Source organism: Stenotrophomonas sp. YJH_SMC_80, from assembly GCF_059372495.1.
The window spans coordinates 1-25,254 of sequence record NZ_JCAFVP010000014.1 but is presented as its reverse complement, the minus strand read 5'-3'; the positions used below and the strand labels follow the sequence as shown (position 1 = coordinate 25,254).

Sequence of the window (25,254 nt, the reverse complement as noted above, 5' to 3'; positions counted from 1 at the left end):
AGCGCAGTCGCCCTAAGATCGAGCCGTATCCAAGGAAAAGACCATCAGGTGGTTTTTGTGGATAGATCGTATAGCCGGGCTCTCGGGTCTGGCTATTAGGTAGTGAGCCCTCATCGATCACTTTCAGGACGCGTCATGCAAGAAGCGCTAAAGCAGAAGCACAAACTTCGTCTACTGGTTCTTCACAAACTCTACGAGCTGAGTGGCAGTGATGTGCATAAGTTCGTTAACGGTGGTGCGCTATTCCACGCCTGCGGAGGTGGGGACGAGGCAGTGTTCAAGTCGGCAGTTGACTACTTGGAGGGGCAAGGCCTTGTTGAGGTGAAACGAGTGATGATGGGCTTGCCAGGGATGTTACGTATCAAGCATAAAGGTATCGTCGAGGTAGAGGGCGCCTTCGCTAAGCCAGATGAAGCAACTTCGCACTTCATGCCGGTCAACATGCTTTACGTTAACCAGATGATCGGCTCCGCAATTCAGCAAGGAACCTCCTCGAGCGTGCAGACGCTGACGAGCAAAGTAGATATAGGTGAAAGCGAGTCTCTGGCAAAGTTCGTCGAATTTGCCACGAATATTCTAGAGTCGAATAAATCCGATTCTGATCTGTGGAGGGAATTGAAGTCAGAAGTTGAAACGCTACGGGCTCAATCCAACTCCCCAAACCCCAAGCGTTCGATCATCAAGGATGGACTTTCGAGTCTTGGTCGCCTGTGCGAGGGTGCTGCGTCTGGTGCGATCGGAGCCCAACTAGCAACATATATTCCCCCTTTGCTGGCAATCTTCGGCTGATGCCTAAAGTTCGTCAAGCCTAGGCCGCTTTTCGCCTCGGCTTAATTTGGGGGGGGCGTCATGGGCGAACTTTACGAATGCCTTATTTAGCTTTTGGATTATTAGTAGGTACGCCGTGGGCGCGCGTCGTGCTTCGCTATTTTCTGATTTCTTGGCGGGGGCTGCTGAGCGTTAGGGGGGGAATATGGGTTCGTTAGTACTTGAGTTGCAAAGGGATGCGCTCGATAGAACAGTTAGTGCTGCTGATCTTCTTCGCAAGGCCCTGGTTGTTGCGAGGAAACTCAAAGTTACCGATCTGGTTGATTGGCTCACATATGAACTTAACGGGTATCCGGAAGGTGCGGACGTTCCTGAGTACAGGAAGCTTCGAGGTGAGCTAAAAGTTCATAATCCGTATAACGGCTGGGTTCCGCTCATAATGTCAAACCCGGAGCATGCGGAGATACTCTCTAAACGTGGAACCTCTCAAGCCATTTCGGAGCTAGACAAGATTGCCAATGGGGGCAGTAGTACGGCGTATGTCCGCCTGCCTCGAAGCATCGAGAATAACCTGATGAGCGGCATGGAATTCCCCTTGCAGCCCGCAGTAATTCTATCTCACACCCAGATCCACGGACTTGTGGATAAAGTGCGGAGCATAGTGCTGGAGTGGGCGCTTGGCCTAGAAGAGCAAGGCATCATGGGGGAGGGCATGAGCTTCTCAGCGGAGGATCAAAAGCAGGCTGGAAACGTCACGCTTAACGTGGGGAATCTAGGAAATTTGATCGGATCAATGCAGGACTCTCAGATCCAGCAAGACACAACAAGTTCAACACAGGGCTATAGCAAAGGATTGGATCTAGAGGCTGTTGCTAGAGTTATCAGAGAGCTGCGCAGTCGTATGGATGAGGTGAACTTGGAGGGCGATGCGGGTGCTCAAATCAAGTCTGAAGTCGCCTGCGTTGAAACCCAGTTGGCAGCGCCTAGCCCTAACGTGAGTGTGATAAGGGAGAGCTTGCGAAGCACACGTGCAATTCTTGAGGGCGTTGCCAGCTCAGCGGTCTTTCAAGGCATCATCACGGCGCTGGGAGCATTCCGCTAGCGCTTTCTAATAGTTCATTTATGCTGAGCTCGCTTCGTGGGTCGGCTCAATTCCAGAGCTGAGAACGTCCGCTCCTGGCCGTAAGCGGACGCTGGCCGTGGGAGCACCTCGCTGCGCCCCAGATCTTCGCCGGTCATACGGTAGCTTGTTAGCCGGACTTGGTCGCCCTATGATCGAGCGGTCTGGAGCGCCTCGTATGGTACTTTGCGGATACGTCGTCTAATCGGACACGGGATCCATTTCTTTGGTGATTGCCCAGCTTGGAGCGTTTGTGACAATTTTAGACGAGATGCAACAGGAGGTCTGGCATATCCTGACTGCGCTCTATACCTATCAAAGGATTGCAGAATCGACGGCAAAGAGTGCCACCCGATACGAGATGGCAAATCACATTGTTTCCGCTAATTCCTTGGCAGAGATGCTTGTGATTAGGGTCGCTCGCATGGCAGACAAGACGAAAGGAACTCGCTCGGTATCATTGCTTCTTAAGCGAAGCAATTTCGGAGAGCGAGCGGAGCTGGTTGCGCAAGCGGGCCAGGAGTTTCTATCTTTGTCCGAGCCGGTTGTGAAAATTCGCCACGAGCAAGTCGCTCATATGAAGCCTGGCGTACTAAGCAGTTATCCGTTAGAGCCCCTGCAGTCTGTGGTTGTACGCGCCATTGAAGCTCTAGTTGATCTGATCGATGCTGCCAGAGGTGAGACCGTTTCTTATGTCTATAAAGTAGGCTCCATGGAGGCCAAGGTTGATCTGAGAGCTTCATTGGCGAATGGATTTATGGTTACCATGTAAAGTTCGCCGGCGCTGCCTAGCCATATGGAACGTTCCCGAGATTGGAGCACTATGAGTCGCTATCTTGATTCTCTGCCTCACCCATGGACTCGCGAGGAGATCGAGAGGGCCATCTTTGAGAATTTTTCTGAAGCACGGGAATCTATCGAGGAAACACCAGGTGGCAGCCTTTGGCATTCGTTGGCGGATCTGCAAGACAGTCTATGGATATTCCAGCAATCGGTAACCAATTTGCTAGACGAAATAAGCCTATTCGCTGACCGAAGTCTTGACCCTGCTTTCTGGCATGAGGGCGATTTCTGTGAGGCCGATGCACATGCGAGAAATGTGAAAAAATACATCTTTAATACTACTTCCTCTATTATGGCCTTGGTCGATCATGCGAGGAATTTCGAAAAGTCATATCCGGTGGATGGGTGCAACGCTCAGCGGGACAAGTGCTTTTCTACTCCTGGGCTCCACAACTTTCTTCAAGGCTTTCGCAACTACAATACACATTGGCGTGTAGCGGAAGCAAATTGGAGGATAAGCAAGGATCTTGGAACCGGCGCTAGAGAAGCTCGATTTGTCATTTCGACGAAGGAGCTAAAGAGATGGTCTGGATGGTGTAGGCGCGCCAGCGATTACATTGCGCGCGCTTCCGATCCTCTGGATATCCATCGTATTTTTTCGGAGTATCGAAGATCAGTCCATGATTTTTACTCTTGGCATAGGGGCGCAGTTCTTGACCAGTATGCAAGCGTGTATCAGCCATATCTGGAGCATAGGCGCCTCTATGATGGACTTCAAAAGAAGTATTACTGGAATATGCTGATCTCCCGTCGCTCGGAGTCCATCAATCCATTTGCGCATTTGGGTCGATATCTGAGCAAGCGCCAAGTCGAGAGAGTTCTCGCCCTAGAGCATCGCAGCGCGGCGCAGATTGATACGATCATTGAAATGATGGGTATGGATGAATTCTGTAGCCCTGAGTTTCGCGCAAAGGTTTTCGCTCTCTTTCGGGCGGGTCGAATTGAGGCGGAGTAGTCAATTAAAGTCGATTGTGCGAGCGTCGGCTTTTGGCCGGAAGCGGACCTTGAGTGACACCTCGGCGTATCAAATCTGCCCCTCTTTTGCTCGCGGGGACTCAGTCACTCTGGCCTAACCTCTCGACAAGCCCACTCTACCAGCCCCCGGCAAGCCAGAAACAACCCATCAACCACCCCCTCATCCAAATGCCGCTCCGGGTCCGCTGCCACCCGGCAGCGGTCTGCCGCGTGCAGCAGCTCCAGCACCGTCAGCGCCCCGACCATCGCACGCTCGCTCCTGGCCAGGCTCACGCGGCGGCCGGGTGACACATCGGTTTCTGGCCAGGGGTGCCCATCGGCCCCTTCGCAGCCGCGCATGCGCTTGAGGATGCCGAGCAGGGAGTTCAAGTCGGGCAGGGGAGTGTCGTCGTTGATGGGCTCAACAACGGTGTACGAGGAGAAGGTGTCGGATTCATTCATGGCGTCGGCTTCCGTGGCTGTGCTTAACAGCGCCACCGCGAAGAGGTGGCGGACGGTGCGGGTTCCAAACCGGGACAGACAGTTGTCAATAACCGGCGGGTCCGAAGACCCCCACGCACCGCCCGCCATAAAGGCCGACGGATTGCCCGCCGGCACCGGTTAAGGACGGTGCCGACGGGCAAGCGTAAACAACTATCTGTCTCGGGTTTGGACGCCCGCTGCCACCCGTTGTCGGTGGCGCGCCATGGTGTTTACGCAGCCGCCTCGAATGCCAATAGAAATTCGCGAAGGAAACGCGGAATCCGAGAGCAGAGGACTATTGTTGCATGCACCATTCGTGCAGCACGCGACGCCAGCAGACGCATTCGCGGAGTTGATCTGTTGATTGCGATTCAAACTGGCGCAATCGCCCATGCCACAAGCGAATAGCGCGACGGCCTTCTTTGCAACAGTTCTTAGTTCGCCTCGCCAAGCAACGGCGCGCGATCAGCTACACACCTCGAAAATCGGTTCAAACCCGACACCGTTAACAAGCCCCCGGCTTCAACCGGCGCCCTTCTCAGCAGCATTCCCCACCAGCAACTCAATCATCGCCCGTGCCGCTGCCGACTGCCGCCGATGCGGCGCATAGATCACCGAGAACGGCCGCGATCTCCCCCGCAGCTGCGGTAGCACCTCTACCAGCTGCCCACGCTGCATCCGCTCGCGCACGATGAACTCATAGCTCTGGCAGATGCCGATGCCCTGTTCGGCCAGCGATACCACGCCCAGTACATCGTCGGAGGTCTCGATGGACGAACGCGGCAGCCAGTCCACGTCGCGTCCGCTGTCGCGGAAGATCCAGGGCGCCAGCCGCCCGGTGCGCGGCATCACGAACGGCAGGCACAGGTGCTGCTGCAGATCGTCCAGCGTCTGCGGCGTGCCACGGCGCTGCAGGTAGTCCGGCGCGGCCACCAGCAGCAGCGGTGCGTCTTCCAGCTTTCGCCCCACCAGCCCGCTGTCCGGCAGCTGGCCCAGGCGGATGGCCAGGTCGAAGCCTTCGGCCACCAGATCCACGTTGCGGTTGGTGATGTTCAGTTCCACCTGCACCTGCGGGTACTGCTGCGCAAAGCGCGCCAGCACGGGCGGCAGCCGGTAGTGGCCATAGGTGGTGGGCACGCTCAGGCGCACGCGGCCGGCCAGCGCACCGTCCTGGGCCAGTACGTCGCGCTCGGCGTCGTCCAGCAGGCCGAAGGCGGTGCGCACCTGTTCCAGGTAGAGCCGCCCGGCGTCGGTCAGGCCCACGCGGCGGGTGGTCCGCTGCAGCAGCTGCCGGCCCAGCCGCGCTTCAAGGCGGGTGACCGCGCGGCTCAGCACCGAGGGCGTGGTGGACAGCGCCACCGCGCCGGCCGTGAACGAGCCGTGCTCGACCACCGCCAGGAACACCTCCACATCGCCCAGGTAGTCGAACTTGCGGCTCATTTGGCTCTCCGGGGAACAGATGTTTTGCGATGAGGCCAATTTATCGCCGCTGGGGCGATGAATAAAGTGGCCGCCATTCCCTGATAGGAGCGACCCCATGAACCTGATGACCCGGCTGGCCGCAGCGCTGGCCCTGACCCTGGCCGCCACCGGCGCGCAGGCCGCCAACGTGCTGGTGGTGCTGTCCGACGAAAACCACCTGGACCTGAAGGACGGCAAGGTGCTGTCCACCGGCTTCTATCTCAATGAGTTGATGCAGCCGGTCAAGCTGCTGCTGGACGCGGGCCACGAGGTGACCTTCGCCACGCCGCAGGGGCGGGCGCCGACGTTGGATGCATCCTCGGTGACGCCGGCGTACTTCGGCAACGATGCCGCACAGCTGACGCTGCACAAGGAGCTGCTGGAGAAACTGGCGCTGACCTCGCCGACCGCCTCGCCGGTGGTCAGCCTGGCGCGCGTGGAGCAGCAAGGCTACGCGCGATTCGATGCGGTCTACATTCCCGGTGGCCACGCGCCGATGCAGGACCTGCTGAAGAGCCCGGCGCTGGGCCGGCTGCTGGCCGACTTCCACCAGCGCAACAAGACCACCGCGCTGGTCTGCCACGGGCCGATCGCGCTGCTGTCCACGCTGCCGGATGCCGGTGGTTTCGTGGCAAAGCTGGAAGCAGGTGCGACGCCGGCTACGCCGAAGTGGATCTACAGCGGTTACCAGATGACGGTGATCAGCAACCAGGAAGAGGAGCAGGCCAAGCCGCTGCTGGGCGGCGGTGAGATGAAGTTCTACCCGCAGACGGCGCTGCAGAAGGCGGGCGCGAAGTTCAGCAGCAACACCACGCCGTGGACCGGGTATGTGGTGGTGGATCGCGAGCTGATTACCGGGCAGAACCCGGCGTCGGCGCTGGAGGTGGGGCAGCGGTTGGTGGAGCGGTTGAAGTAGGGGGGGGGCTGCACAGCAGGCTGCCAGCCTTGCGGGCCGAAGGGCCAGCGCCTCGGCCTGACTACGGAAGTCTCAACGTGGTCGGCAGAGAGGGCATCAGCCCTTCGCGAGCGCTGCTCCTGACAGATCTTCAATCTGGGAAAGCGCGTGACGCGTCGCGGTCCAATCGCCGGCGTGCCTGATCGCCACACCTCCGGCCGCTGTCCAGGCATCACAGTTCGCTTCGAAATCGTCGATCAGAACATCGCCCGGCTGGTGCATGAAGAGCGGCTTGTGCCTCCCGCCAAGCACAGGCAGCACCAGGCAGGTCGCTGACAGGTGTTCGCGAACCCACAGCCGCTTCTGGATGGCAGCGAGCGGATAGTTTGATTTCGGGCAGGCCGTGAGAATCACCGGGTTCAAGTGGTGGATGCTGTGGAAAAACTCCACTGCACCTTGCATCGGCGGAAGGTCGCGGAAGAATGACGGGTGGTTGTTGATGTGCCCCCACATTTCATCGTCGGCAAGCACGCGGTGGTCCAGGCCAAACACGGCGGGGAATGCCGCGTCGAAGTCGGCCATGACACCATCAAGGTCTACGTAGATGGTGCGTCTGGATGCACTCGATCCATCTATGTGTTGGTTGGCGAGCGGGTCCATCACCGGCATGGTCTTCACATCATCAGCGTTCATTTGCGCGTTCTCCTTTCAAGAGTGGGCTTTCTTCTTCATCGGTTCCCCAGTAGCGGGGCAAAGTGCTTGGCAATTGCGACAGACATGGCAGCAATCGCGATGCCGCTGGCGTCGGTCCAGGGCGAAAGAGTGATGGCCTGCAACCCCACCAATGCGGAACGCCAGAGTGCCTCTTGAGTCCATCAGGCGCTGCTGCAGCGGGACGGTGCACCGCGCCGTAACAACACAATACGGGCACCACCAACCAGAATTGAAACTGAGATGGGCATCGCCTCACGGCGATGCCGCCCGGCAGATGCCGTAATCGGCACGCTTGAAATGCGGTATATATCGCGGCGATTCTTCAAAGGCATGCCGAGTGGCTGCTCTGGCCGTTGGCCAAGACGCATGGCCCCAGCCACTGGCTCATTTCGCCAACCAAGGAGCAATCTGGCGCGCTGGTGATTGGATAATCCCAACGCGCTACGGAAAGGCCGAACGGGGATATGCCTGTGGCGCTCGTTCCAGACTGATCCAGGAACGTCACTGAACATGCATGTCCAGGCGCACTCAATATATCACGCCGACCAGCGCCAGCGGCTTGAACCCGCTCGATCTCCAGCAGTTTGATTGGGCAGGGCAAGGCCGGCATGGCACCATGATGGGCTGGCCTCGTCCTTCCGGCCGGGGCCGTTTTCCCAGGGAAGCCCACCAACACGACATGCGAACGTCCATCCTCTTCACCTTCTCCGCCCTGTGCCTTGGCCTGCTGTCCGGCTGTGCCAGTGGCCCGGAGGAGCACGCCTCAAGCCGCGAGATCACCAGTGCGTTCGTGGCCGACGACGGCCAGCTGTACCTGTTGCCGCGCTATGACGAGCCGATGCGCTTCAATGCCGCGCCGTTCCGCGAGTACCGCGCGCTGATGGACAGCCCGCTGCGCGAGGCGGTGGCCTGCGCGCAGATGTACTTCCATGAGGATTGGCGCGACCCGGCTAACAAGTCCAAGGTGCACGGCAGCTATGCGCTGCTGCTGCGGCCGGAGCAGGTGACGGCGGAACAGGCCGCGCAGTTCAAGCTGGAGCGGATTGAGGTACTCCCGCGTGAGGCCAAGGCCGTGGAGGAGCGGTCGCGCTACTACCTGCCGATGGACCGGACCCGCTACGCGCTGGCGTTTGACCGCGCCTGCAATCTTTCAAGGAAGGGCGGCAGCTATTACAGCGCGCTGTTCGAGGGCGAAGGCGAGCGGGTGCAGTTGCCGGATGCTGCGGCGCTGGCGGAGAAGGGGAAGCTGGCACAGCCGATCAATGCGCGGGCGCAGCGGATCCTGCCGGAGAGGGAGGACAAGCCGGGTGTGGGTTCGGCGGCGGGCAAGGTGCTCGGCGCGGCGTTGATCCCTGTGGCGGTTCCGGTGTTTGTGTTGAGCCTGCCGTTCCTGGGGCCGGATCACTGGAAGTGAAAGGGCGTTGGGGGAGAGCCATCCACGCGTGACGTGGATCTACTTGGGTATCGCCTGAAAGTTCATCCTGGAGATCTGTGTGCCCAGCACGCTGGAAACTGTTTTGAAGACTGTAGGTTTCATTGTCCTCGCGGCCCTTCCGTTGGTGATCCTCTGGTTCACCCTTCGGCGGATGTCAGCAACTGCTCGCTCGTACGTGAAATCGGGGCTGCATTTGCATGCCCCGCGCAGGATTTCCGGCAGGTCCATGACCTTGGTGATGGTGGATGGAAAAGAGGATCGCGAGCACTATTTCTTTGATACAGAATCCTTCTACCTGCGGCGTGGGCCGGTGCCCACGGCGGTTCCGCTTTCGCAGATCACCTCAGTCACACGAACGTCCGACGTCATCTATTCACGCTATGTCTGGCGGGTGTGCTTCAGCAAAGCGTCGGGCAGAAAGTGCGTGACGTTCACCAACAACCTGACGCTGTTCAACCGCGATTTCCTGCTGTTCCTGGAGGCGGTGCGGAAGGCCAATCCGCTGGCGACCGTTGATCGGGCCGGTCTGTTCTTTTGATTGTGCGGCGATAGCAGTGACACCGATTGGCAAACAGAGGGGCCAGGAGGGCGGGTTGTTGTGAATTATTTCGAACGTGTTTCACCCACTCAGCCCATGCTGGCGGCGCGGATCTGGATATCCTGCTGCACGCGCTGATCTTCCAGCTGCTGCTCAAGCTGGTTGGCGATGGCGCGCTGCTGCGCTTCGCGGCTGACGGCGTCGAACTGCTGCATGGATTCTTCAACCGTGGTCTGCGCAGCCAGTTCGGTCGGCATCGCTGCGCGCTGGTGGCCGGGATCGCTGGGCTCGCCTTGGACCACGAACAGGGTGTGACCGGCCGGTTTGTCTGCGGTGGCGTTGCTCAGCAGTACGTGGTCGACGCGGTCCAGGTCGTTGTCCTTGGCCAGTACCAGCAGGCTGGCGGTCATGCGCTCGCTGGCTTCGTCGAAGGTGCGACCGTGTTTGGCGTCCAGCGCCGCTACGCCTTCGCGCACCTGTTGGTAGAGCGCATGATCGGGATGCTCGGGCTGGGTAGGCAGCAGGGGCGCGGGCGGCGCTTCGGGTTCCTGGATCGTTGCGCTTGAGGGTGATGCCGCCGGTGCCTCCACGGGTGGTGGCGTGTAGGGAGGCTCGTGCTGCGAGACTTGGGTCGCCGCGTCTGTCATCAGCGCGGGCGTAGCTGGCTCGGCTGCTGCGAGGGCGACTGGAACGTCTGACTCCGGCTGGATCGGCGCCGACTTCGCTTCGGCTTCGTGGAGGCGGGCAGTAGCCGGCACGGCTTCAGCCACTTCGGTCTGGATTGGCGGGGCCGGGGAGTGTGGGTCAGTTGCAACGGGCTCCTGCGCGGGAGCCGGGTACCCGATATCCGGCGTCGGTAGCGCACTCACTTCTGGCTGCGCGGGAGATCGCTCAGCGGAGGGAATCCTGGGTGACGGCACAGGAGCTGCCGGCATCGTGTGCGCAGGAGGGTTTGCCTCGGCATGCGCTTGTCGCTCGCTTGACTCATCCCGCGCAGGTTGCGTTGCAGAGGCAGCGATCGGCTCCTGTTGGGATACTTCGCGGCGAGCCGGTTCCCGCACGGGTTCCGCAGGATTCGATGGCGTCGGCACTGCAGGCGTAGGAGCGCGATGCTCCTGTAACAAGGGTGATGTGTTGGGCGCCAGTGCAGCATGCTCAACGGTGCGCGTATCGATCACGGCTTGTGGCGTCAGCCGTTCTTCGGCGTGCTCGCCGCGAACCTCAGCCACGGCAGCGGCGGCCACCTGCTGCGCCTGCGGTGCAGCGACACCCAGTCGATTGGCTTCCTGCATGGCCTGGTCGCGGGCTTCGCGTTCGTTGACGGTCAGTGCCTCGATACTGCGGTCGTGGGCGCCGGGTACGGGCGCCTCCATCTGTTGGATGGCGCGGATCTGTGAGTAGGTTCCGTTCAACTCGTCGCGGATGTTGCCCTCGGCCAGCGAATCGTAGATCCAGCCGTCATGCAGCCATTCACCATCGCCCTGATGCTGATAGGTGCGTCCGTCGGATGCCAGTACGTGATCGGGATGGTCTTGGGCCCAGATCACTTCATCCGGAATCGGTCCGTACTGGGACCAGCCTTGTGCGGTGTAGGCCTGCTCGTACTGCTTGGCAAAGGCCGCCGAGCTGCGGGCGGCGTTGAAGGCCATGATGCCCCGTGCGGCGTCATCAAGCTGGGCAGCCTTGGTGGCGTCGGCTACTTCGACCGTGGTGTTCTTGATGCTGTGCTCGAGGACCTGATAGACGATCTCGCGCCGCCATTCGCCATTCTCCGGGTTGCGCTCCCAGGAGCGCGGAAGGGCGCTGGGCGTATCGCTGGCATCGCCGGCGATGCTGAAGGGGTTGATCGGTTGATCAGGCTCGGACAGCCGCAGCCCGACGGCCCGGCTTGAGGCCTGGTAGTTCAGTTGCTGGGTCAATTCGGCGTCGGCCGTGAGCAGTGTAGTCGCGCCGTAGATCGGGCGATCGGCCAGGGTGCCGACGGTGCCTATGATCTCCCGCTCGCTGTGCGTCCAGCCCTTTTCGGGATGCGCCGGGTCAAACGTCCAGACCCTACCGGTGCTGTCGGCCTGGTTGTTGATCTGGTATTTTTCGATCCAATCGACGATCTCACCCCCACCCCAGGCGCCCAACCCGCCACCGATGATGCCGGTGACAATGGCGCCGGGGCCGGACTCGATGCCCAGCAGCGTACCGACCTTGGCGCCCACCGCTGCGCCGGTCCAACCGCCGACGCTGCGTGCACCGAAGTCCAACAGCGCAGCTTCTGCGCCCGTCCGGTTGTCGCGTGCGTACAGATCGGCGATCTTTGTTCCTTCTGAGGCAGCTTCAACAACCGTCGCAGCGGCACCACCGATGACGGCGCCCCGCACCATGTTTGGGCGCACGCGGATGGTGTGGTCGACGCTGCGTGCTTCCTGGATGTTGGGCGTAATGCCTTCAACAACCTTGAGCGTTGCGCGCTCATCGAGAACGGCTGCCGCTGTTGGTGGGCTGACCTTGTCGTTGAGGGGCAGGGTGTCCGTAAGCTCGGCGTGCCAGCGGCCTTGTGCGCGCCAGCCATCGCGCAATGATTGGGTGATTCGGGGGTCTTTCAGCCGAGCCTCGCGTTCGGCTTCCAGCGCTGCGCCCGGTAGACGGGTATCGCTATGGCTGTCGTAGACCTGAGCGCCTTCGCGTCCGTAGAGTCGAATCTGAATGCCGGTCTCGGCCTGGACCTTGTCCAGATTTCCGGGCAGGGCATCGTAAACGTGCTTGCGCACGTCTTCGGGGACGTAGCGGCCGAAGCCTTCGTCGTCCAGCTTGTCAGTAAACCTTCGGTCGACACCAAGCTCGCTTTCCAACCGATGTGCGACAACTCCCCGAATCTCCACTTCGTAGCCCTTGGCCCGGAGATTCTTGATCAGATTAACTGCGGCGTCGCCATTTCCTAGTGTCGTATCGAGGATGAGATTCCTGTGGCCCTCGACTGCCAGGGATCGCAGCTCTTTTGCCCATTGGCTGGCATCGCTGTGAGTATGCCCTGACCAGGTGTATGGGTGCTGCTGGACAAGCTGCGGAGCGTCACGGTGCATCTCCCGCAGCGCGTCGGGATCGATGGGAATGGCATCACCAGCAAGCTCTCGAATCGCAGCACCGGCAACCCCGCTCTTACCTGCGCCTGGCTGTCCAGCGAGTACAATTGCCTTGGGGTGCTCCTGAGGAGTGGTACCGTCCAGACCACTATGGGGAAGCACCTTCTCCGCAAACACCTGCGCATGCGCCTGGGGCGCGAGGCTCCAATCGGCTGAACTCAACGCTCTAGCTCCTGAAAATAGGAGTACATAGACTCATCTCCTATCCATTGGCTTTGTAGGCGCGCCCTAAGCATTAACCGTTCTTTTTCAAGTGCATTGGCAATATCCTGGGGATTCCCAGCCGCTTCAGCAGCGGCAAGCTCACTCCGTGCTTCCATGATGAACGTTCCGAGCCTGCCTTCCAATGCAGAGATTGCGTCGTCGAACGGCATTAAAGGAATCTGTCGTGATCGCTCGGCTGATCGATTCAGTACTTCCTGCAGCCGTTCGATATGTTCCGGATAGTCCTTGAGCATTTCCCGGAGTTTGGCTGGAACGGGCGGAGAGGAAAGGGTCAAGATTGTCACCTTTTGGGCAGATCCACGTAGATTCGAGAATATCCCCACATGCCTTGGTGGGTCCAATGCTATTTGCGACAACGTATAGGCAAATGGGTTGTGTCGATTTGGCCCACGAGTCAGATCACTGGGTCGCCATTCCTCGTGGGCTGGAGGAATGTACGGCATTGCGCATGCATAATCCCAATGGGGCGAACGGATGCCCGCAAACAGGAAGGAAGCCTGTGCCATGACGAACATGCCAACCCAGCTCACGACCGACTTCGATGCGGTGCTCGACCGTGGTGACATTGCCCAGGCGCGGCGGCTGTTGGCCCCGCAGCTTGCACGCGGCTGTGCTGAAGCGTTGTTCCTCTCTTCTTCGATGCCTGTGGGGGAGGACCACGCACATGCCGAGGCGGACAGCTTCGCGACCCTCAAGCAGGCCGCAGAGAAGGGCTATATGCCGGCGATCCATGCGGTAGGGCTTTGCCTGCTGACCGGTGACCGCGTCGAGCAGGACGTCATGCGGGCGGCCGCGCATTTTGAGCGGGCATCGGAGGCCGGCTATCCGTCGGCCATGTACGAGTTTGGCCTGGCGCTGTTCCATGGCAAGGGTATCCCCAGCGACGTGCCACGTGCGGTGTACCTGATCCGCGCTTCGGCGCAGTGTGGAAATGAGTACGCCAGGGAGTTCCTGTTGGCGTATTCATTGGACGTTGACGCGTAGGAAGTGGGTGCGGCGGCCGGTGGCGCTACACTGGCTGCCTATGCCCGATGGAAGCTCACCCATGTTCTCTGGAAAGGTTGCGGTAGTTACCGGATCCACCAGTGGTATCGGTCTTGGCATTGCGACCGCGCTGGCGCGGCAAGGTGCCGATATCGTGCTGAACGGCTTCGGCGATGCGGCGGAAATCGAACGCATCCGTTCCAAACTGGAAGCCGAGTTCGGCGTGCGCGTGGCGCATGACGGCGCCGACCTTTCCCATGGCGAGGCGGTGCGCGGGATGATCGATCGCGCCGTTGCAACGATGGGCCGCATCGACATCCTGGTAAACAACGCCGGCATCCAGCACACGGCGTCGATCGAGGAATTCCCCGTCGAGAAGTGGGACGCGATCCTGGCGCTGAATCTCTCGGCGGTGTTCCATGCGACGGCGGCGGCCTTGCCCCACATGAAGCAGCAGGGCGCCGGCCGCATCATCAACATCGCGTCGGTACACGGCCTGGTGGGCTCGGTGAACAAGTCGGCCTATGTGGCGGCCAAGCATGGCGTGGTGGGGTTCACCAAGGTGACCGCGCTGGAGAATGCGGGCACCGGCATCACCGCCAATGCCATCTGCCCGGGCTGGGTGCGGACGGCGCTGGTCGAGCAGCAGATCACCGCGTTGGCCGAGCGCGAAGGCACGGATCAGGAGCCCGCCGCGCGTGCGCTGCTGGCCGAAAAGCAGCCGTCGTTGCGGTTCGTGACGCCCGAGCAGCTGGGCGAGATGGTGGTGTTCCTGGCCTCGGACGCTGCGGCGCAGATCACCGGCACGGCGCTGCCGGTGGATGGGGGCTGGACGGCGCGCTAGCTGGCCGGCTGCGCCTTGCGCTGCAGCATCGGCAGTGCCACCAGCGTGGCGAGCAGGGTGAACAGCACCAGCGACGAGCCCACCGTGCCGTAGCCCAGGCCGCCCTTTTCCAGCGGCTTGGTGAGCAGGTCGCCGAAGGTGGCGCCGAACGGGCGGGTGAGCACGAAGGCGATCCAGAACAGGATGACCCGGTTGATGCCCTTGATGCGGCTGGCCAGCGCGGTGAGCGCGATGAGGCTGCCGATCAGCAGTGCGCCGCCGGTGAAGCCCAGCCCGGAATCGTCGGCGAGGAAATCACCCAGCGCGGTGCCGAGCGTGTTGGAGAACAGCACGGCGGTCCAGTAGAAGCCTTCGGCGCGGCGCGATGCGATGTTGCTGACCGAGATCGACTTTTCCGACATCCGCCAGGCCAGCAGCACCAGCGCCAGGCAGCCGGCCAGCAGGCTGGCGCCGGTGGCGTAGCCCAGGCCGAGCGTGCGGTCGATCAGGTCAGACAGGGTGGTGCCGGCGGTGCTGGTCGCCAGCACCACCGACCAGAACAGGACCGGGTGGAAGCGCCGCGCCGAAAACTGCATGCCCAGCAGGCCGGCGAAGATCGCCAGCAGGATGGCCGAGCTGGCCACGTAGCCCAGGTTGAGCGTCATCGACAGCAGGTCACCCGCGGTCTCGCCGAGCGTGGTGGCGGCGATCTTCATCACCCAGAAGCCTAGGGTGACCGCCGCCACTTTGCTGTGCAGGGAATCTGCGTCTGAAGCGCGCATCGAACGTCGCCTGGGGAGCCTGGGGGTGATGCTGTGGCGGGCGGCGTCGGAGTGCAGTCGGAACCAGGTTTGGCGAGGGCGAGCGTGGGGGCGTTCAGCGGGCGCTGGCGGGGGCCGGCAGGCGTGCCAGCAGGGCGTCCCAGTCGACCACGAAGCAGCCGTCGCGGCCGCGGTTGCATTCGGTGATCCACGCGTCCAGCGATTCGCTCTGCGCGCGGTAGGCGCTGACATCGCCCAGGACGGCGAAGTGCAGACGGTAGTTCACCAGCATCTGCAGCCATTGCCCGGCCATGCCGGAGCGCAGCTCGAAGAAGTCTGCCGATAGGCGCTGCACCGGCACGGCGATCCACTCGGCCTGGTGCCCAAGGGCATCGCCGACCAGGTCGCGCAGGGCGTTGCCATCCAGCAGCGGGCCTGTATCGGCGCTGCGCAGGACGCGGGTGCTGCCGATCTGTTCGACATGTGTGTGCATCGTGCGCTCTGAAGTTCGTATCGTCCGCCCAGTATGGTCATGGGAGAGGCCGACAGTAGGCAGATGCAGCATGAATCTGGCGAACGAACGCGCTAGGCTGCGCCGGGCGCCCGCACGGGGCGGGTTCACGATACCGGGAAAGGGCATGGCAGGGTGGAAAGGACGTTCGTTGTTGATGGCGGTGCTGGTGTGTTCTGGCCTGCCGGCCGCGGCCGCCGAGCTATGCACGGCCAGTGCCTACGGTGACGGGCAGGGCAACATCGTGGTGCTCGGCGCACCCGCTGCGGCACCGGCCACGGGGCAGCGCTATCTGATGCTGGACGGGCGACGTGGCGCCACCGGCGATGCCAACGCACCGGTGAGCTGCAGCGGCGATGTGGTCAGCTTCAGGACGCCTGCGGGAGCCACGCAGCGCTGGCAGCGACTGCCGACCCGCGATACCGATGCAACGTTCATCAGTGCCGGAACCAAGCTGGTCGGGCAGTTGATCGAGCCGGCGGGGCCGGCCGACCCGACGCGGCCGCTGGTGGTGTTGGTGCACGGCTCGGAACGCACGATGGCGGTGGCGGCGATCTACCAGCGCATGCTGGTGGCCCAGGGCATTTCGGTGTTCGCCTACCAGAAGCGTGGCACCGGCGATTCGGAAGGCGAGTACACCCAGAACTTCGAGCTGCTGGCTGACGATGCGGCGGCGGCGCTTGCCAAGGCGCGCGAACTGGCGAGAGGCCGGTTCGGCCGCGCCGGCTACTTCGGTGGCAGCCAGGGCGGGTGGATCGCGCCGCTGGCGGCGACGCGCTCGCAGGCGGATTTCGTGGCGATCGGTTTCGGCCTGGTGGTGTCGCCCATCGAGGAGGACCGCGAGCAGCTGTTCGACGAGGCACGCCGCATGCAGCTGGATGCAACGGCGATGAAGCAGGTCGGCCAGCTTTCAGACGCGACCGCGCAGTTGATGCGCACGCATTTCAATGAAGGGTTCGAGGCGCTGGCGAAGGTGCGTACGCAGATCGGTGCCGCACCGTGGGCAAAGAACATCAGCGGCGAATACAGCGGCGACATGCTGCGCATGAGTGAAGCCGACCTGCGCCGGATCGGCCGCGCGCGATTCGACAACCTGGAGCTGATCTGGGACTACGACGCCGAGGCCGCGCTGCGCCGCCTGAAGGTGCCGTTGCTGTGGGTGCTGGCCGAGCAGGACCGCGCCGCGCCGATTGCCGCCACGCGTTCGATCCTGTCGCGCCTGCGCGCGTCGGGGCAACCGATCGACACCTACCTGTTCCCGGATACCGACCACGGCATGGTCGAGTTCCGCACCGATGCCGAGGGCAACCGGGTGTCGACGCGGATCACCGACGGCTATCTTCGCCTGCTGGCCGATTGGATCAAGCAGGATGTGCACGGGGGCTATGGGCGCGCGCGCAGAGAGAGCGAATAGCGGGTAGGGTGTACGCCTGCAGAGCGCCACGGTGAATGAAGGAAGGGAATGGAAGATAGGCCCGAGCCGCTTGCTTCATTGCACACATGGATGGCGGTGGCCCCTTGGCGCCGCTGGCTGGTTGCCGGCGTGCTGTTGGTGACCGGGTTGGGTGTGTTCTTCGCCGGTTGGTTCGGCTTGGCAATGCTGCTGGGCGACAACGAGGATGGCGCTGCGATGGCGTTGAATGCCGCCTTCGTGCTGCTGCTGTCGTTGGTACTGCTGCCGGCGCTGCACTATGGCTTCCTGCGCGGCTTCCGAAGTAGCGCGCAGGGGCGCGATCGGTTGGCCTTCCGGTTCGGAGCGGAGGGTGCAGCGCCGGTACCGGCCATCAAGTGGCCATGGTCCTGGCGGCTGCGGCATGCGGTGCTGTACGTGCTGGGTATTGCGACGTTGCTGCTCGTCTTCCTGCCGCACGACAATCAGGCGGCTTTCAGTGCCTTCATCGGCCGTTACAGTGCGGGCCGCGCGTCTGCGGGCAGTTTGACCATGCTGGTATTCGCGTGGCTGCCGCTGCTCACGCTGATGGGGGTGTGCATGCTGCTGCTTCGCCGCCAGTTCCGGCTCCGCGATGCCGGGTTGCTGGACGTGGTGGGCAAGCGGCTGCTTTCAGCGGAGAGCCACTGGCTGTTTTCGTTTGCGGCCGCGTTTGCCGCGACGGCGTTCCTGTGCCGCTTGATTGGCAGCGTGGCGCTGTAGGCGCGTGGGTGGCCACGCGCCAGCACCGCGTCAACTCGGCTTCGCGAACACATCCAACCCCTTGCCCGTCTCCAGCAGCGACTTCAGGCTCGACAGCACGATCGGCCAGCCCTGGCGGATGCCGGTATCCATGCCGCTGCCCGGTTCCAGCTCCTCATGGGTAACCGTCAGCCGCACCATGTCCTGATAGGGCACGATGTCGAAGGTGACGCGGCTGTAGGCATCCGGGTTGTCGGCCTGCGAGGCGGCGGCCCAGGTGATGACCAGCCGCGAGGGCGGGGTGCTTTCCACCACCTCGCCGACCAGCTCGACCGAGCGCGTTTCGTTGGCGCGCACGTGCTGCCAGAGCGAGCCGGGTTTCCAGTCCGAGACGTTCTCGTGGCCCCAGTAGCGGCGGGCGATCTCGGGGCGGGTGATGGCCTCGAACACCTTCTGTGGCGTGGACGCGATGTAGATCACGTGGATGAAGCGGGTTGACTCTGCAGACATCGTCATTCTCCTTCCAGTTCGCGTTTCAGGTCATGCAGCAGGCTCAGGCGCTGCTGCTCGAACTTGCGTACCCAGCGCTCGTAGACTTCATGCAGCGGTACCGGGTTGATGAAGTGCAGCTTCTCGCGGCCACGGCGCACAGTGCTGATCAGGTTGGCGTCTTCCAGAAGACCCAGGTGCTGAGTGACCGATTGCCGGGCCATGTCCAGGTGCTCGCACAGCTGGCCCAGGGTCTGGCCGTTGTGCTCGCAGAGCAGGTCCAGCAGCGTCCGGCGCGTGGGATCGGCCAGTGCCTTGAAGACCTTGTCTGCGTCGCGCACGTTGTCTACCACCATGGGGATGTCTTCAATTCCAGTTGTCGATCCTGACGTCGTGTGGGTTGGGTCGGCCCTTGCCGGTCTCCAGCAGTGCCTTCAGGCTCATCAGGAACACCGCCCACTTTGTGCTGCAGTGGGAGGTGAACTCGACGCGCTCCTTCCAGCCTTCATGGGTGAACAGGACGATGCAGTAATCGCCTTCCTGCTTCAGCACGAAGCGCGCGTGGGTGCCGATCCATTCGGCGGGACCGGCGATGAACCGCCAGAGCACGAGCTCGCCTGGAATGAGCTGTTCCAGCTGCATTTCCATGGCACCGATTTCCTGGCCGTTATTGGTGAAACGGACCTTGACCGTGCCGCCGACGTTGCAGTCGCCGTGGGCGTCTTCTGCCCACCAGGCGGCCACGCCTTCGGGGGTGGCCAGCGCCTGGTACACCTGGCTTGCGGGGGCCTTGATGCCGACCCTGTGTGCGATATCCACCATTGCAGGTTCCTCGCATGGGCAGGCAGGTGCCGCCCTTGGGATGAACTATATGCAGGTAAATGCCTGCATGTCAAATCCAGCCCAGGGACTTCCGACCCTGGTAGTGCCGGCCGCTGGCCGGCATCCTCGTGACAGCTGATTGACGCGTTGACAGGAGTACGTGCATGACTGAAACAGGAAAGGACACCTTGACGATCCGCCGCGCCAGTGCGGCAGATGCCCCTGCGGTGCTGGCGCTGTTCGATGAGGTGATTGAATGGTTCGTGTCCATTGGCAATCTGCAGCAATGGGGCAGCGAGCCGTGGTCCACGGTGCCGCGCCGGGTCACCCAGGTGACCGATGCGTGCGCGCTGCCTGGCGCATGGGTGGCCCAGAACGAGCAGGGTGAGGTGCGTGCGTTCCTGGCGCTGGGCGAGTCGATGCCCTATGTGCCGGCGCCCGATGGGCCGGAGCTGTACGTGCGGGTATTGGTGGCCTCGCGTGATGCGCGCGTGCGCGGCATTGGCCGTCGCCTGATGGCGTTTGCCGATGAGCAGGCGCGCGCTGCCGGCCTCGACCATCTGCGCGTGGACTGCTATGGCGGAGGCAGCGGTGATCTGGTGCGCTTCTACGAGTCCTGCGGCTACACGCGAATTGCGCCGTTCAACGTGGACGGCTGGCCAGGCATGCTGCTGGGCCGCCAGCTCTGACGCCGCTGCGTCATTCGGTCGCAGCATGCATGCAGGAATCGGTACATCGGTTCGGCGCTAGAGTGGGGTCACCCCCTCCTGGAAGGAGCAGCGCATGTACTACAGCAGTGGCAACTACGAAGCCTTCGCGCGCCCGCGCAAGCCAGCCGGTGTCGATGGCAAGCGCGCCTGGTTTGTGGGGTCGGGGCTGGCCTCGCTGGCCGGCGCCGCGTTCCTGGTGCGCGATGGGCGCATGGCCGGTGAACGCATCATCATTCTTGAACAGCAGCAGATTCCTGGCGGTGCGCTGGATGGCCTGAAGGTGCCGGAAAAGGGTTTCGTGATCCGTGGTGGCCGTGAGATGGAAGATCATTTCGAGTGCCTGTGGGACCTGTTCCGCTCGATACCGTCGCTGGAGATCGAAGATGCCAGCGTGCTGGACGAGTTCTACTGGTTGAACAAGGACGACCCGAACTATTCGCTGCAGCGCGCCACCATCAATCGCGGCGAGGATGCACACACCGATGGCCTGTTCACGCTGACCGAGCAGGCACAGAGGGACATCATCGCGCTGTTCCTGGCCACCCGTCAGGAGATGGAGAACAAGCGCATCAACGAAGTACTGGGCCGTGATTTCCTGGACAGCAACTTCTGGCTGTACTGGCGAACCATGTTCGCGTTCGAAGAGTGGCATTCGGCGCTGGAGATGAAGCTGTACCTGCATCGCTTCATCCACCATATCGGCGGCCTGCCGGATTTCTCGGCGCTGAAGTTCACGAAGTACAACCAGTACGAATCGCTGGTGCTGCCGCTGGTGAAGTGGTTGCAGGACCAGGGCGTGGTGTTCCAGTACGGTACCGAGGTGACCGACGTCGACTTTGATCTGCAGCCGGACCGCAAGCAGGCCACGCGCATCCATTGGATGCATGACGGTGTAGCCGGTGGCGTGGATCTCGGCGCGGATGATCTGCTGTTCATGACCATCGGTTCGCTGACCGAGAACTCGGATAATGGCGACCACCACACTGCGGCACGCCTGAACGAAGGCCCGGCGCCTGCCTGGGACCTGTGGCGCCGCATTGCCGCGAAGGATGACGCGTTCGGGCGTCCGGATGTGTTCGGCGCGCACATTCCAGAAACCAAGTGGGAATCGGCAACGGTGACCACGCTGGATGCGCGCATTCCGGCCTACATCCAGAAGATCGCCAAGCGCGATCCCTTCAGCGGCAAAGTGGTGACCGGCGGCATCGTCAGCGTGCGCGACTCGCGCTGGCTGATGAGCTGGACGGTGAATCGCCAGCCACATTTCAAGAACCAGCCCAAGGACCAGATCGTGGTCTGGGTGTACTCGCTGTTCGTCGATACGCCCGGCGATTACGTAAAGAAGCCGATGCAGGACTGCACCGGCGAGGAGATCACCCGCGAGTGGCTGTACCACCTGGGCGTGCCGGTGGAGGAGATCGACGAGCTGGCGGCGACGGGCGCGAAGACGGTGCCGGTGATGATGCCGTACATCACCGCGTTCTTCATGCCGCGCCAGGCCGGTGATCGCCCGGACGTGGTGCCGGACGGTGCGGTGAACTTCGCTTTCATCGGCCAGTTCGCCGAATCGAAGCAGCGCGATTGCATCTTCACTACCGAGTACTCGGTGCGGACGCCGATGGAAGCGGTGTACACGCTGCTGGATATCGAACGCGGCGTACCCGAGGTGTTCAATTCCACGTATGACGTGCGCTCGCTGCTGGCCGCGACCGGGCGCCTGCGTGATGGCAAGGAACTGGACATTCCCGGGCCAGCGTTCCTGCGCAACCTGCTGATGAACAAGCTGGACAAGACCCAGATCGGTGGTCTGCTGCGCGAGTTCAAGCTGGTGCAGGAGGACTGAGCGGGGCGTGGGTAGCGCCGGGCCATGCCCGGCGAGCCCGGCAGCGGGTAGTTGACAGCGTTTCAACCTACTAGTAGGTTGGCGACATGAAAGAGTCGCTCTCGCCCAAGGCCCAGGAGATCCTGACCCATGCCCGTTCGCTGCTGGAGGCCGGTGGCTACAACGGTTTCAGCTACGCCGACGTGTCCGCGCGGGTGAACATCAGCAAGGCCAGCATCCATCACCACTTCCCCAGCAAGGCGGACCTGGTGCGCACGGTGGTTGAACTGTACCGGGCCGAGGCGCGCGAAGGCCTGGCGCTGCTGGACCGGCAGCTGGACGACCCGCTGCAGGAGCTCAACGCCTATGTGGAGTACTGGTCCAGCTGCATTGCAGGGGGGACGTCGTCGTTCTGCATCTGCGCGATGCTGGCAGCGGAGGCGCCGATGATCCCTACGGAGATTGCCGATGAAGTGCGCGGGCATTTCGAGGATCTGAGCGGGTGGCTGACGGTGACGCTGGAGAAGGGCGCGGCGCTGGGCCAGTTGCGCCTGCAGGGTTCCCCTGCGGACGAGGCCAGGGCGTTCATGTCGTCGGTGCATGGCGCGATGCTGGCCGCGCGCGGTTTTGGTGATGCGGCGACCTTCGCGGCACTGGCACGCTTGGCGATCGCGCGGGTGAGCGCGGCGTCCTGAGAGATGTGTGGTGGGCCTGCGGCGACGCGGGCCTTCTTTTTGAGTCCGATGCCTACCTACTAGTAGGTTCATTCTGTCCCTGGAGGTGTCCCATGTCCCACCCTCTGTCCGCACTTGGCGTAATCCATACCGCTGTCAGCCTGATCCCGGTGTTGAGTGGCCTGTATGCCTTCATTCGCCATCGCGCAATCGATCCCGCCACGCGCGCGGGCAAGCTGTACCTGGTGGGGCTGGTGCTGTCGGTGGCCACCTCGTTCACCGTGTCCAGCACGGGCGGGATCAACCCCGGCCACGCATTCGGGGTGATCGTGCTGCTGGTGGCATTCGGCGGCGTGCTGGCCGCGCGGCTGCGCTGGCTGGGGAGCGCAGCACCTTATGCATCGACGTTTGCGCTGTCTTTCAGCTTCCTGCTGTCGTTGGTGCCCGGCGTCAACGAAACGCTGACCCGCGTGCCGGCAGCGCATCCGATTGCTGCCGCGCCGATGGCCCCGGTGGTGCTGCACACGCTGCTGGTCTGCCTGGTGGTGTTCGTGATCGGCGTGGCCGCGCAGTGCTGGAGGCTGCGAAACCGTGCCTTGGCAGGACGATCCTGAGACGCCGCCGGTCACTCCGGCGCGGCAAGTGCGCCCAGCAGTGCCACCGGTTCGATCAGTGCAGCCGAGCGCGCCGGGTCAAGTTGAATGTGCCGGCTGCAGAAGCCGAACGATCGGCCTGCGGCACGCTCGGGGACGCGTGCGCTCGCGTCCGGTGTCTCGATCTCCAGCACCTCATCCACGGCCAGCGCCAGCGTTGCCGTACCGGCATTGATCAACAGCATGGCCGGGCTGCCACCGTCGAATGCCGCTTGGCCGCTCATGCGGCGCAGGTCGACCACAGGTAATGGCTGCCCACGGACTTCCAGGGTCGGCCTGCCGTTGCGGTCTGCAGGGCCGAATGCCTCTAGGCCGCGAATTTCGACGGCAGCCTGGATGTCAATCGCGAACAGGGCGGTGCCTGCACGCACGATCACGATCTCGAACAGGTCGGCGGGCGATGCGCGTTTTTCCATTGCAGGTGGGGCGGGTACTGGCATGCGATGGGCGTGGCGAAGACAGCGGGAAGGAGGATCCTGATGATGACGCCCGAACGTAGCGCACGGCCGCGTCGGCAGGCGCACGCAAGGCGTCGGTTCAGTCTGTATCAGGCGGGGGCGCGTGGCGGCTCGACGGTGCCGATGCGTGGGAAATGCGGACGCAGCAGGCCAACGAGCTGATCCATGCCTGGAACGGAATGGCCAAATTCGTCCCATCGCGCATTGACCAGCCCGGACACGACGATCTGCCCGGTCTCGATGCGGGTCATCGCCCAGTAGGGTACGGCGCGTGCGCCGATTGCCATGTCCAGTACCGGGGTGACGGCGGCGTGCGAACGACTGTCCTGGATGCGGCGCCTGACCGCCTCCAGGCCGTCGGGCGGGCCTTCGATGTACTGGAAAAACCGCTGCCCGTCGACGAGCAGCGCTCCGGTAACGTCCACCCGGCGATTGAACGCGGCAGAGCCCGAGACGATCTGGCGGAGGGTTTCATCGGAAAGCCCAGCCGACATGTGGCTGGAGTAAGCAAATGCGTGGAGCATGGAAGGGGCTTCGTGTGACGCCCATCACTATACGTGGGTCTCCACCGTCCGCCGTGAGCCTTTTCTCACGTGGCGCTGGAGAGCGCTGAGCTGGATCAGCAGCCCACCAGCCGATCCGCGCCAACACCGCCGCGATGCTGGCTGCGGTACTCGGTAGGGCTCGCATCGACCTGGCCCCGGAAGTGCCGACGGAACGATTCCTGCGAACCAAATCCAGCCTGCTCGGCAATCCACTGCAGCGGCCGATCGGTGGTTTCCAGCAGCTCGCGGGCGTAGGCGACGCGCTCGCGGATCAGCCAGTCGATGGGCGACAGGCCGGTGGCCTCCAGGAACTGCCGCTGCAGGGTGCGTTGGCTGAGTGCGGCCTGCTCGGCGAGGCTGCCCAGCGAGTGCGGCTCGCGCAGGTTGCGGCGCATCCATTCCATCAGCTTTGCTAGGCGGGTGGGCTCGCCATGGGGAATGGCGCGGCTGACACGCTGGCTGCGTTCGGCATCACGCCACGGCGCCAGTACCAGCCGTTCGGCCACCAGATTGGCCACGCGCGCACCGTAATCCTTGCGCACCATATGCAGCATCATGTCCATGCCGGTGGCCGAGCCGGCCGAAGTGATGATGCTGCCGGTATCCACGTACAGCGCATCCTCCCGCACATCGATGTGTGGGAACTCGCGTGCCAGCGCTTCGGTGAGGCGCCAGTGGGTGGTGGCCTGGCGGCCATCGAGCAGCCCGGCCCAGGCCAGCACGAAGGCACCGGAGCAGATCGAGGCGATGCGCGCGCCGCGTGCGTGGGCACGGACCAGTGCATCGAGCAGTGCCTGCGGTGGGCGCTCGCTGGGCTCGCGCCAACCGGGAATGACGATGATGTCGGCGTCATCAACTGTGCTGAGGTCGTAGGGAAGCTGCACCTGCGTTCCGCCAAGCATGCGCAGCGCACCGGGTTCACCCGCGCACAGCTGGGTGCGATACCAGGCCACGCCGAGTTCCGGCCGCACCGGCGCGAACAGGCCAACCGCACAGCCGAACTCGAACAGGCCCTGGCCGTGGCAGGCAACGATGGCGACGAGCGGTGCGGTGGGATCGGCGGGTGGGCTGGGCATGGCTTGATGCTACGGGTGGTGATGTGCGCCGCAGAATGCTGCGCGGGCATGAGGTGATGCCTGTGGAGCATGTGTACGGGGGGGGCATTCGTCTGGCTTGGGCACCCGACGGGGTAGAGTCGACTGTTAGTCGACTGCTGTTGGCGATACCGCCTGGAAGCCCGCGCTGCGCGCGATAGTCGACTGACAGTCGACTCTACCCCGTAGGTTGCCGCCCGCCGCCCG

The 25,254-nt window shown here is 62.7% G+C and carries 28 protein-coding genes; 15 read left to right on the top strand and 13 right to left on the bottom strand.

Features of this window, described 5'->3' with window-relative positions; all coding sequences use genetic code 11:
- The first annotated feature begins 135 nt into the window (after positions 1-135).
- The 4 genes from AC5P99_RS18065 to AC5P99_RS18050 all read left to right on the top strand — a co-directional run bounded on the left by AC5P99_RS18065 (position 136) and on the right by AC5P99_RS18050 (position 3,686).
- Positions 136-789 carry a hypothetical protein gene (locus AC5P99_RS18065; RefSeq protein WP_495213399.1) on the top strand — a complete coding sequence of 218 codons (654 nt, stop codon included), beginning with the start codon at positions 136-138 and terminating at the stop codon, positions 787-789.
- A gap of 184 nt (positions 790-973) precedes the next feature.
- Positions 974-1,870 carry an AbiTii domain-containing protein gene (locus AC5P99_RS18060; RefSeq protein ID WP_495213398.1) on the top strand — a complete coding sequence of 299 codons (897 nt, stop codon included), beginning with the start codon at positions 974-976 and terminating at the stop codon, positions 1,868-1,870.
- Positions 1,871-2,117: 247 nt separating this feature from the next.
- Complete coding sequence (locus AC5P99_RS18055; RefSeq protein ID WP_495213397.1) at positions 2,118-2,660, top strand: hypothetical protein; 543 nt, start codon at positions 2,118-2,120, stop codon at positions 2,658-2,660.
- Positions 2,661-2,711: 51 nt separating this feature from the next.
- Positions 2,712-3,686 carry a hypothetical protein gene (locus AC5P99_RS18050; protein ID WP_495213396.1) on the top strand — a complete coding sequence of 325 codons (975 nt, stop codon included), beginning with the start codon at positions 2,712-2,714 and terminating at the stop codon, positions 3,684-3,686.
- 104 nt (positions 3,687-3,790) lie between these two features.
- Here AC5P99_RS18050 and AC5P99_RS18045 read toward each other — a convergent pair whose 3' ends face one another.
- Together AC5P99_RS18045 and AC5P99_RS18040 are read right to left on the bottom strand one after the other, a co-directional pair.
- Positions 3,791-4,147, bottom strand: coding sequence for a hypothetical protein (locus AC5P99_RS18045; protein ID WP_046430208.1), 357 nt, complete (start codon positions 4,145-4,147; stop codon positions 3,791-3,793).
- A gap of 543 nt (positions 4,148-4,690) precedes the next feature.
- Positions 4,691-5,608 (bottom strand): LysR family transcriptional regulator, encoded by a 918-nt coding sequence (locus AC5P99_RS18040; protein ID WP_495213395.1) that lies wholly within the window; start codon positions 5,606-5,608, stop codon positions 4,691-4,693.
- 97 nt (positions 5,609-5,705) lie between these two features.
- Here AC5P99_RS18040 and AC5P99_RS18035 point away from each other — a divergent pair, with 97 nt between their 5' ends.
- On the top strand, positions 5,706-6,545 hold the full coding sequence (locus AC5P99_RS18035; RefSeq protein WP_108270139.1) for a type 1 glutamine amidotransferase domain-containing protein: 840 nt from the start codon (positions 5,706-5,708) through the stop codon (positions 6,543-6,545).
- Between the two features lie 96 nt (positions 6,546-6,641).
- Here the strand turns inward: AC5P99_RS18035 and AC5P99_RS18030 are convergent, their stop codons facing one another.
- Positions 6,642-7,217 carry a 5' nucleotidase, NT5C type gene (locus tag AC5P99_RS18030; RefSeq protein ID WP_495213394.1) on the bottom strand — a complete coding sequence of 192 codons (576 nt, stop codon included), beginning with the start codon at positions 7,215-7,217 and terminating at the stop codon, positions 6,642-6,644.
- A 700-nt stretch (positions 7,218-7,917) separates the two neighbouring features.
- Between AC5P99_RS18030 and AC5P99_RS18025 the strand changes: the two genes are divergently transcribed.
- Positions 7,918-8,652, top strand: a complete 735-nt coding sequence (locus tag AC5P99_RS18025) for a hypothetical protein (protein WP_057501460.1) — start codon at positions 7,918-7,920, stop codon at positions 8,650-8,652.
- A gap of 79 nt (positions 8,653-8,731) precedes the next feature.
- A complete protein-coding gene (locus AC5P99_RS18020; protein ID WP_232015543.1) occupies positions 8,732-9,211 on the top strand; it encodes a hypothetical protein in 480 nt (159 codons plus the stop codon).
- 89 nt (positions 9,212-9,300) lie between these two features.
- Here the strand turns inward: AC5P99_RS18020 and AC5P99_RS18015 are convergent, their stop codons facing one another.
- The gene (locus tag AC5P99_RS18015) at positions 9,301-12,507 is read right to left on the bottom strand and encodes a zeta toxin family protein (protein ID WP_495213393.1); all 3,207 of its coding nucleotides are present in this window, start codon (positions 12,505-12,507) and stop codon (positions 9,301-9,303) included.
- The gene (locus tag AC5P99_RS18010) at positions 12,504-12,845 is read right to left on the bottom strand and encodes a hypothetical protein (RefSeq protein WP_143572903.1); all 342 of its coding nucleotides are present in this window, start codon (positions 12,843-12,845) and stop codon (positions 12,504-12,506) included. The genes AC5P99_RS18015 and AC5P99_RS18010 overlap by 4 nt, the downstream gene beginning before the upstream one ends.
- Positions 12,846-13,074: 229 nt before the next feature.
- Here AC5P99_RS18010 and AC5P99_RS18005 point away from each other — a divergent pair, with 229 nt between their 5' ends.
- Both AC5P99_RS18005 and AC5P99_RS18000 read left to right on the top strand, forming a co-directional pair.
- Positions 13,075-13,554: a tetratricopeptide repeat protein gene (locus AC5P99_RS18005; RefSeq protein WP_495213392.1), complete on the top strand. Its 480-nt coding sequence runs from the start codon at positions 13,075-13,077 to the stop codon at positions 13,552-13,554.
- A 61-nt stretch (positions 13,555-13,615) separates the two neighbouring features.
- Entirely contained in the window at positions 13,616-14,398 is a 783-nt protein-coding gene (locus AC5P99_RS18000) for a 3-hydroxybutyrate dehydrogenase (protein ID WP_495213391.1), read from the top strand.
- Here AC5P99_RS18000 and AC5P99_RS17995 read toward each other — a convergent pair.
- Positions 14,395-15,159 carry a COG4705 family protein gene (locus tag AC5P99_RS17995; protein WP_099605270.1) on the bottom strand — a complete coding sequence of 255 codons (765 nt, stop codon included), beginning with the start codon at positions 15,157-15,159 and terminating at the stop codon, positions 14,395-14,397. The genes AC5P99_RS18000 and AC5P99_RS17995 overlap by 4 nt on opposite strands.
- Before the next feature lie 94 nt (positions 15,160-15,253).
- Positions 15,254-15,631 (bottom strand): DUF4180 domain-containing protein, encoded by a 378-nt coding sequence (locus tag AC5P99_RS17990; RefSeq protein ID WP_099605269.1) that lies wholly within the window; start codon positions 15,629-15,631, stop codon positions 15,254-15,256.
- A 145-nt stretch (positions 15,632-15,776) separates the two neighbouring features.
- Here AC5P99_RS17990 and AC5P99_RS17985 point away from each other — a divergent pair, with 145 nt between their 5' ends.
- Together AC5P99_RS17985 and AC5P99_RS17980 are read left to right on the top strand one after the other, a co-directional pair.
- Complete coding sequence (locus AC5P99_RS17985) at positions 15,777-17,063, top strand: alpha/beta hydrolase family protein (protein WP_262091449.1); 1,287 nt, start codon at positions 15,777-15,779, stop codon at positions 17,061-17,063.
- Positions 17,064-17,192: 129 nt separating this feature from the next.
- Positions 17,193-17,801 carry a hypothetical protein gene (locus AC5P99_RS17980; RefSeq protein ID WP_262091448.1) on the top strand — a complete coding sequence of 203 codons (609 nt, stop codon included), beginning with the start codon at positions 17,193-17,195 and terminating at the stop codon, positions 17,799-17,801.
- A gap of 30 nt (positions 17,802-17,831) precedes the next feature.
- Here AC5P99_RS17980 and AC5P99_RS17975 read toward each other — a convergent pair whose 3' ends face one another.
- Genes AC5P99_RS17975 through AC5P99_RS17965 form a run of 3 tightly spaced genes read right to left on the bottom strand, consistent with a single transcriptional unit; the run spans position 17,832 to position 19,091 of the window.
- On the bottom strand, positions 17,832-18,290 hold the full coding sequence (locus AC5P99_RS17975) for an SRPBCC family protein (protein WP_049449668.1): 459 nt from the start codon (positions 18,288-18,290) through the stop codon (positions 17,832-17,834).
- 2 nt (positions 18,291-18,292) lie between these two features.
- Positions 18,293-18,625, bottom strand: coding sequence for an ArsR/SmtB family transcription factor (locus AC5P99_RS17970; RefSeq protein WP_049449666.1), 333 nt, complete (start codon positions 18,623-18,625; stop codon positions 18,293-18,295).
- 10 nt (positions 18,626-18,635) lie between these two features.
- The gene (locus AC5P99_RS17965) at positions 18,636-19,091 is read right to left on the bottom strand and encodes an SRPBCC family protein (protein ID WP_123958499.1); all 456 of its coding nucleotides are present in this window, start codon (positions 19,089-19,091) and stop codon (positions 18,636-18,638) included.
- A gap of 164 nt (positions 19,092-19,255) precedes the next feature.
- On the opposite strand from AC5P99_RS17965, the gene AC5P99_RS17960 reads away from it, so the two are divergent.
- From AC5P99_RS17960 to AC5P99_RS17945, 4 genes are all read left to right on the top strand, one after another.
- Positions 19,256-19,780, top strand: coding sequence for a GNAT family N-acetyltransferase (locus AC5P99_RS17960; protein ID WP_123958500.1), 525 nt, complete (start codon positions 19,256-19,258; stop codon positions 19,778-19,780).
- A gap of 94 nt (positions 19,781-19,874) precedes the next feature.
- Positions 19,875-21,644, top strand: a complete 1,770-nt coding sequence (locus AC5P99_RS17955) for an oleate hydratase (RefSeq protein ID WP_262091447.1) — start codon at positions 19,875-19,877, stop codon at positions 21,642-21,644.
- An 86-nt stretch (positions 21,645-21,730) separates the two neighbouring features.
- The gene (locus AC5P99_RS17950; RefSeq protein ID WP_049459931.1) at positions 21,731-22,318 is read left to right on the top strand and encodes a TetR/AcrR family transcriptional regulator; all 588 of its coding nucleotides are present in this window, start codon (positions 21,731-21,733) and stop codon (positions 22,316-22,318) included.
- A gap of 92 nt (positions 22,319-22,410) precedes the next feature.
- The gene (locus AC5P99_RS17945; RefSeq protein ID WP_329753088.1) at positions 22,411-22,911 is read left to right on the top strand and encodes a hypothetical protein; all 501 of its coding nucleotides are present in this window, start codon (positions 22,411-22,413) and stop codon (positions 22,909-22,911) included.
- An 11-nt stretch (positions 22,912-22,922) separates the two neighbouring features.
- On the opposite strand, the gene AC5P99_RS17940 is transcribed toward AC5P99_RS17945, so the two are convergent.
- The 3 genes from AC5P99_RS17940 to ftrA form a co-directional block, all read right to left on the bottom strand.
- On the bottom strand, positions 22,923-23,474 hold the full coding sequence (locus AC5P99_RS17940) for a chemotaxis protein CheW (RefSeq protein WP_224481844.1): 552 nt from the start codon (positions 23,472-23,474) through the stop codon (positions 22,923-22,925).
- A gap of 23 nt (positions 23,475-23,497) precedes the next feature.
- Positions 23,498-23,932, bottom strand: a complete 435-nt coding sequence (locus AC5P99_RS17935) for a BLUF domain-containing protein (protein ID WP_012479978.1) — start codon at positions 23,930-23,932, stop codon at positions 23,498-23,500.
- A 95-nt stretch (positions 23,933-24,027) separates the two neighbouring features.
- Positions 24,028-25,029 (bottom strand): transcriptional regulator FtrA, encoded by a 1,002-nt coding sequence (gene ftrA / locus AC5P99_RS17930; protein WP_099605263.1) that lies wholly within the window; start codon positions 25,027-25,029, stop codon positions 24,028-24,030.
- Between the last annotated feature and the right edge of the window lie 225 nt (positions 25,030-25,254).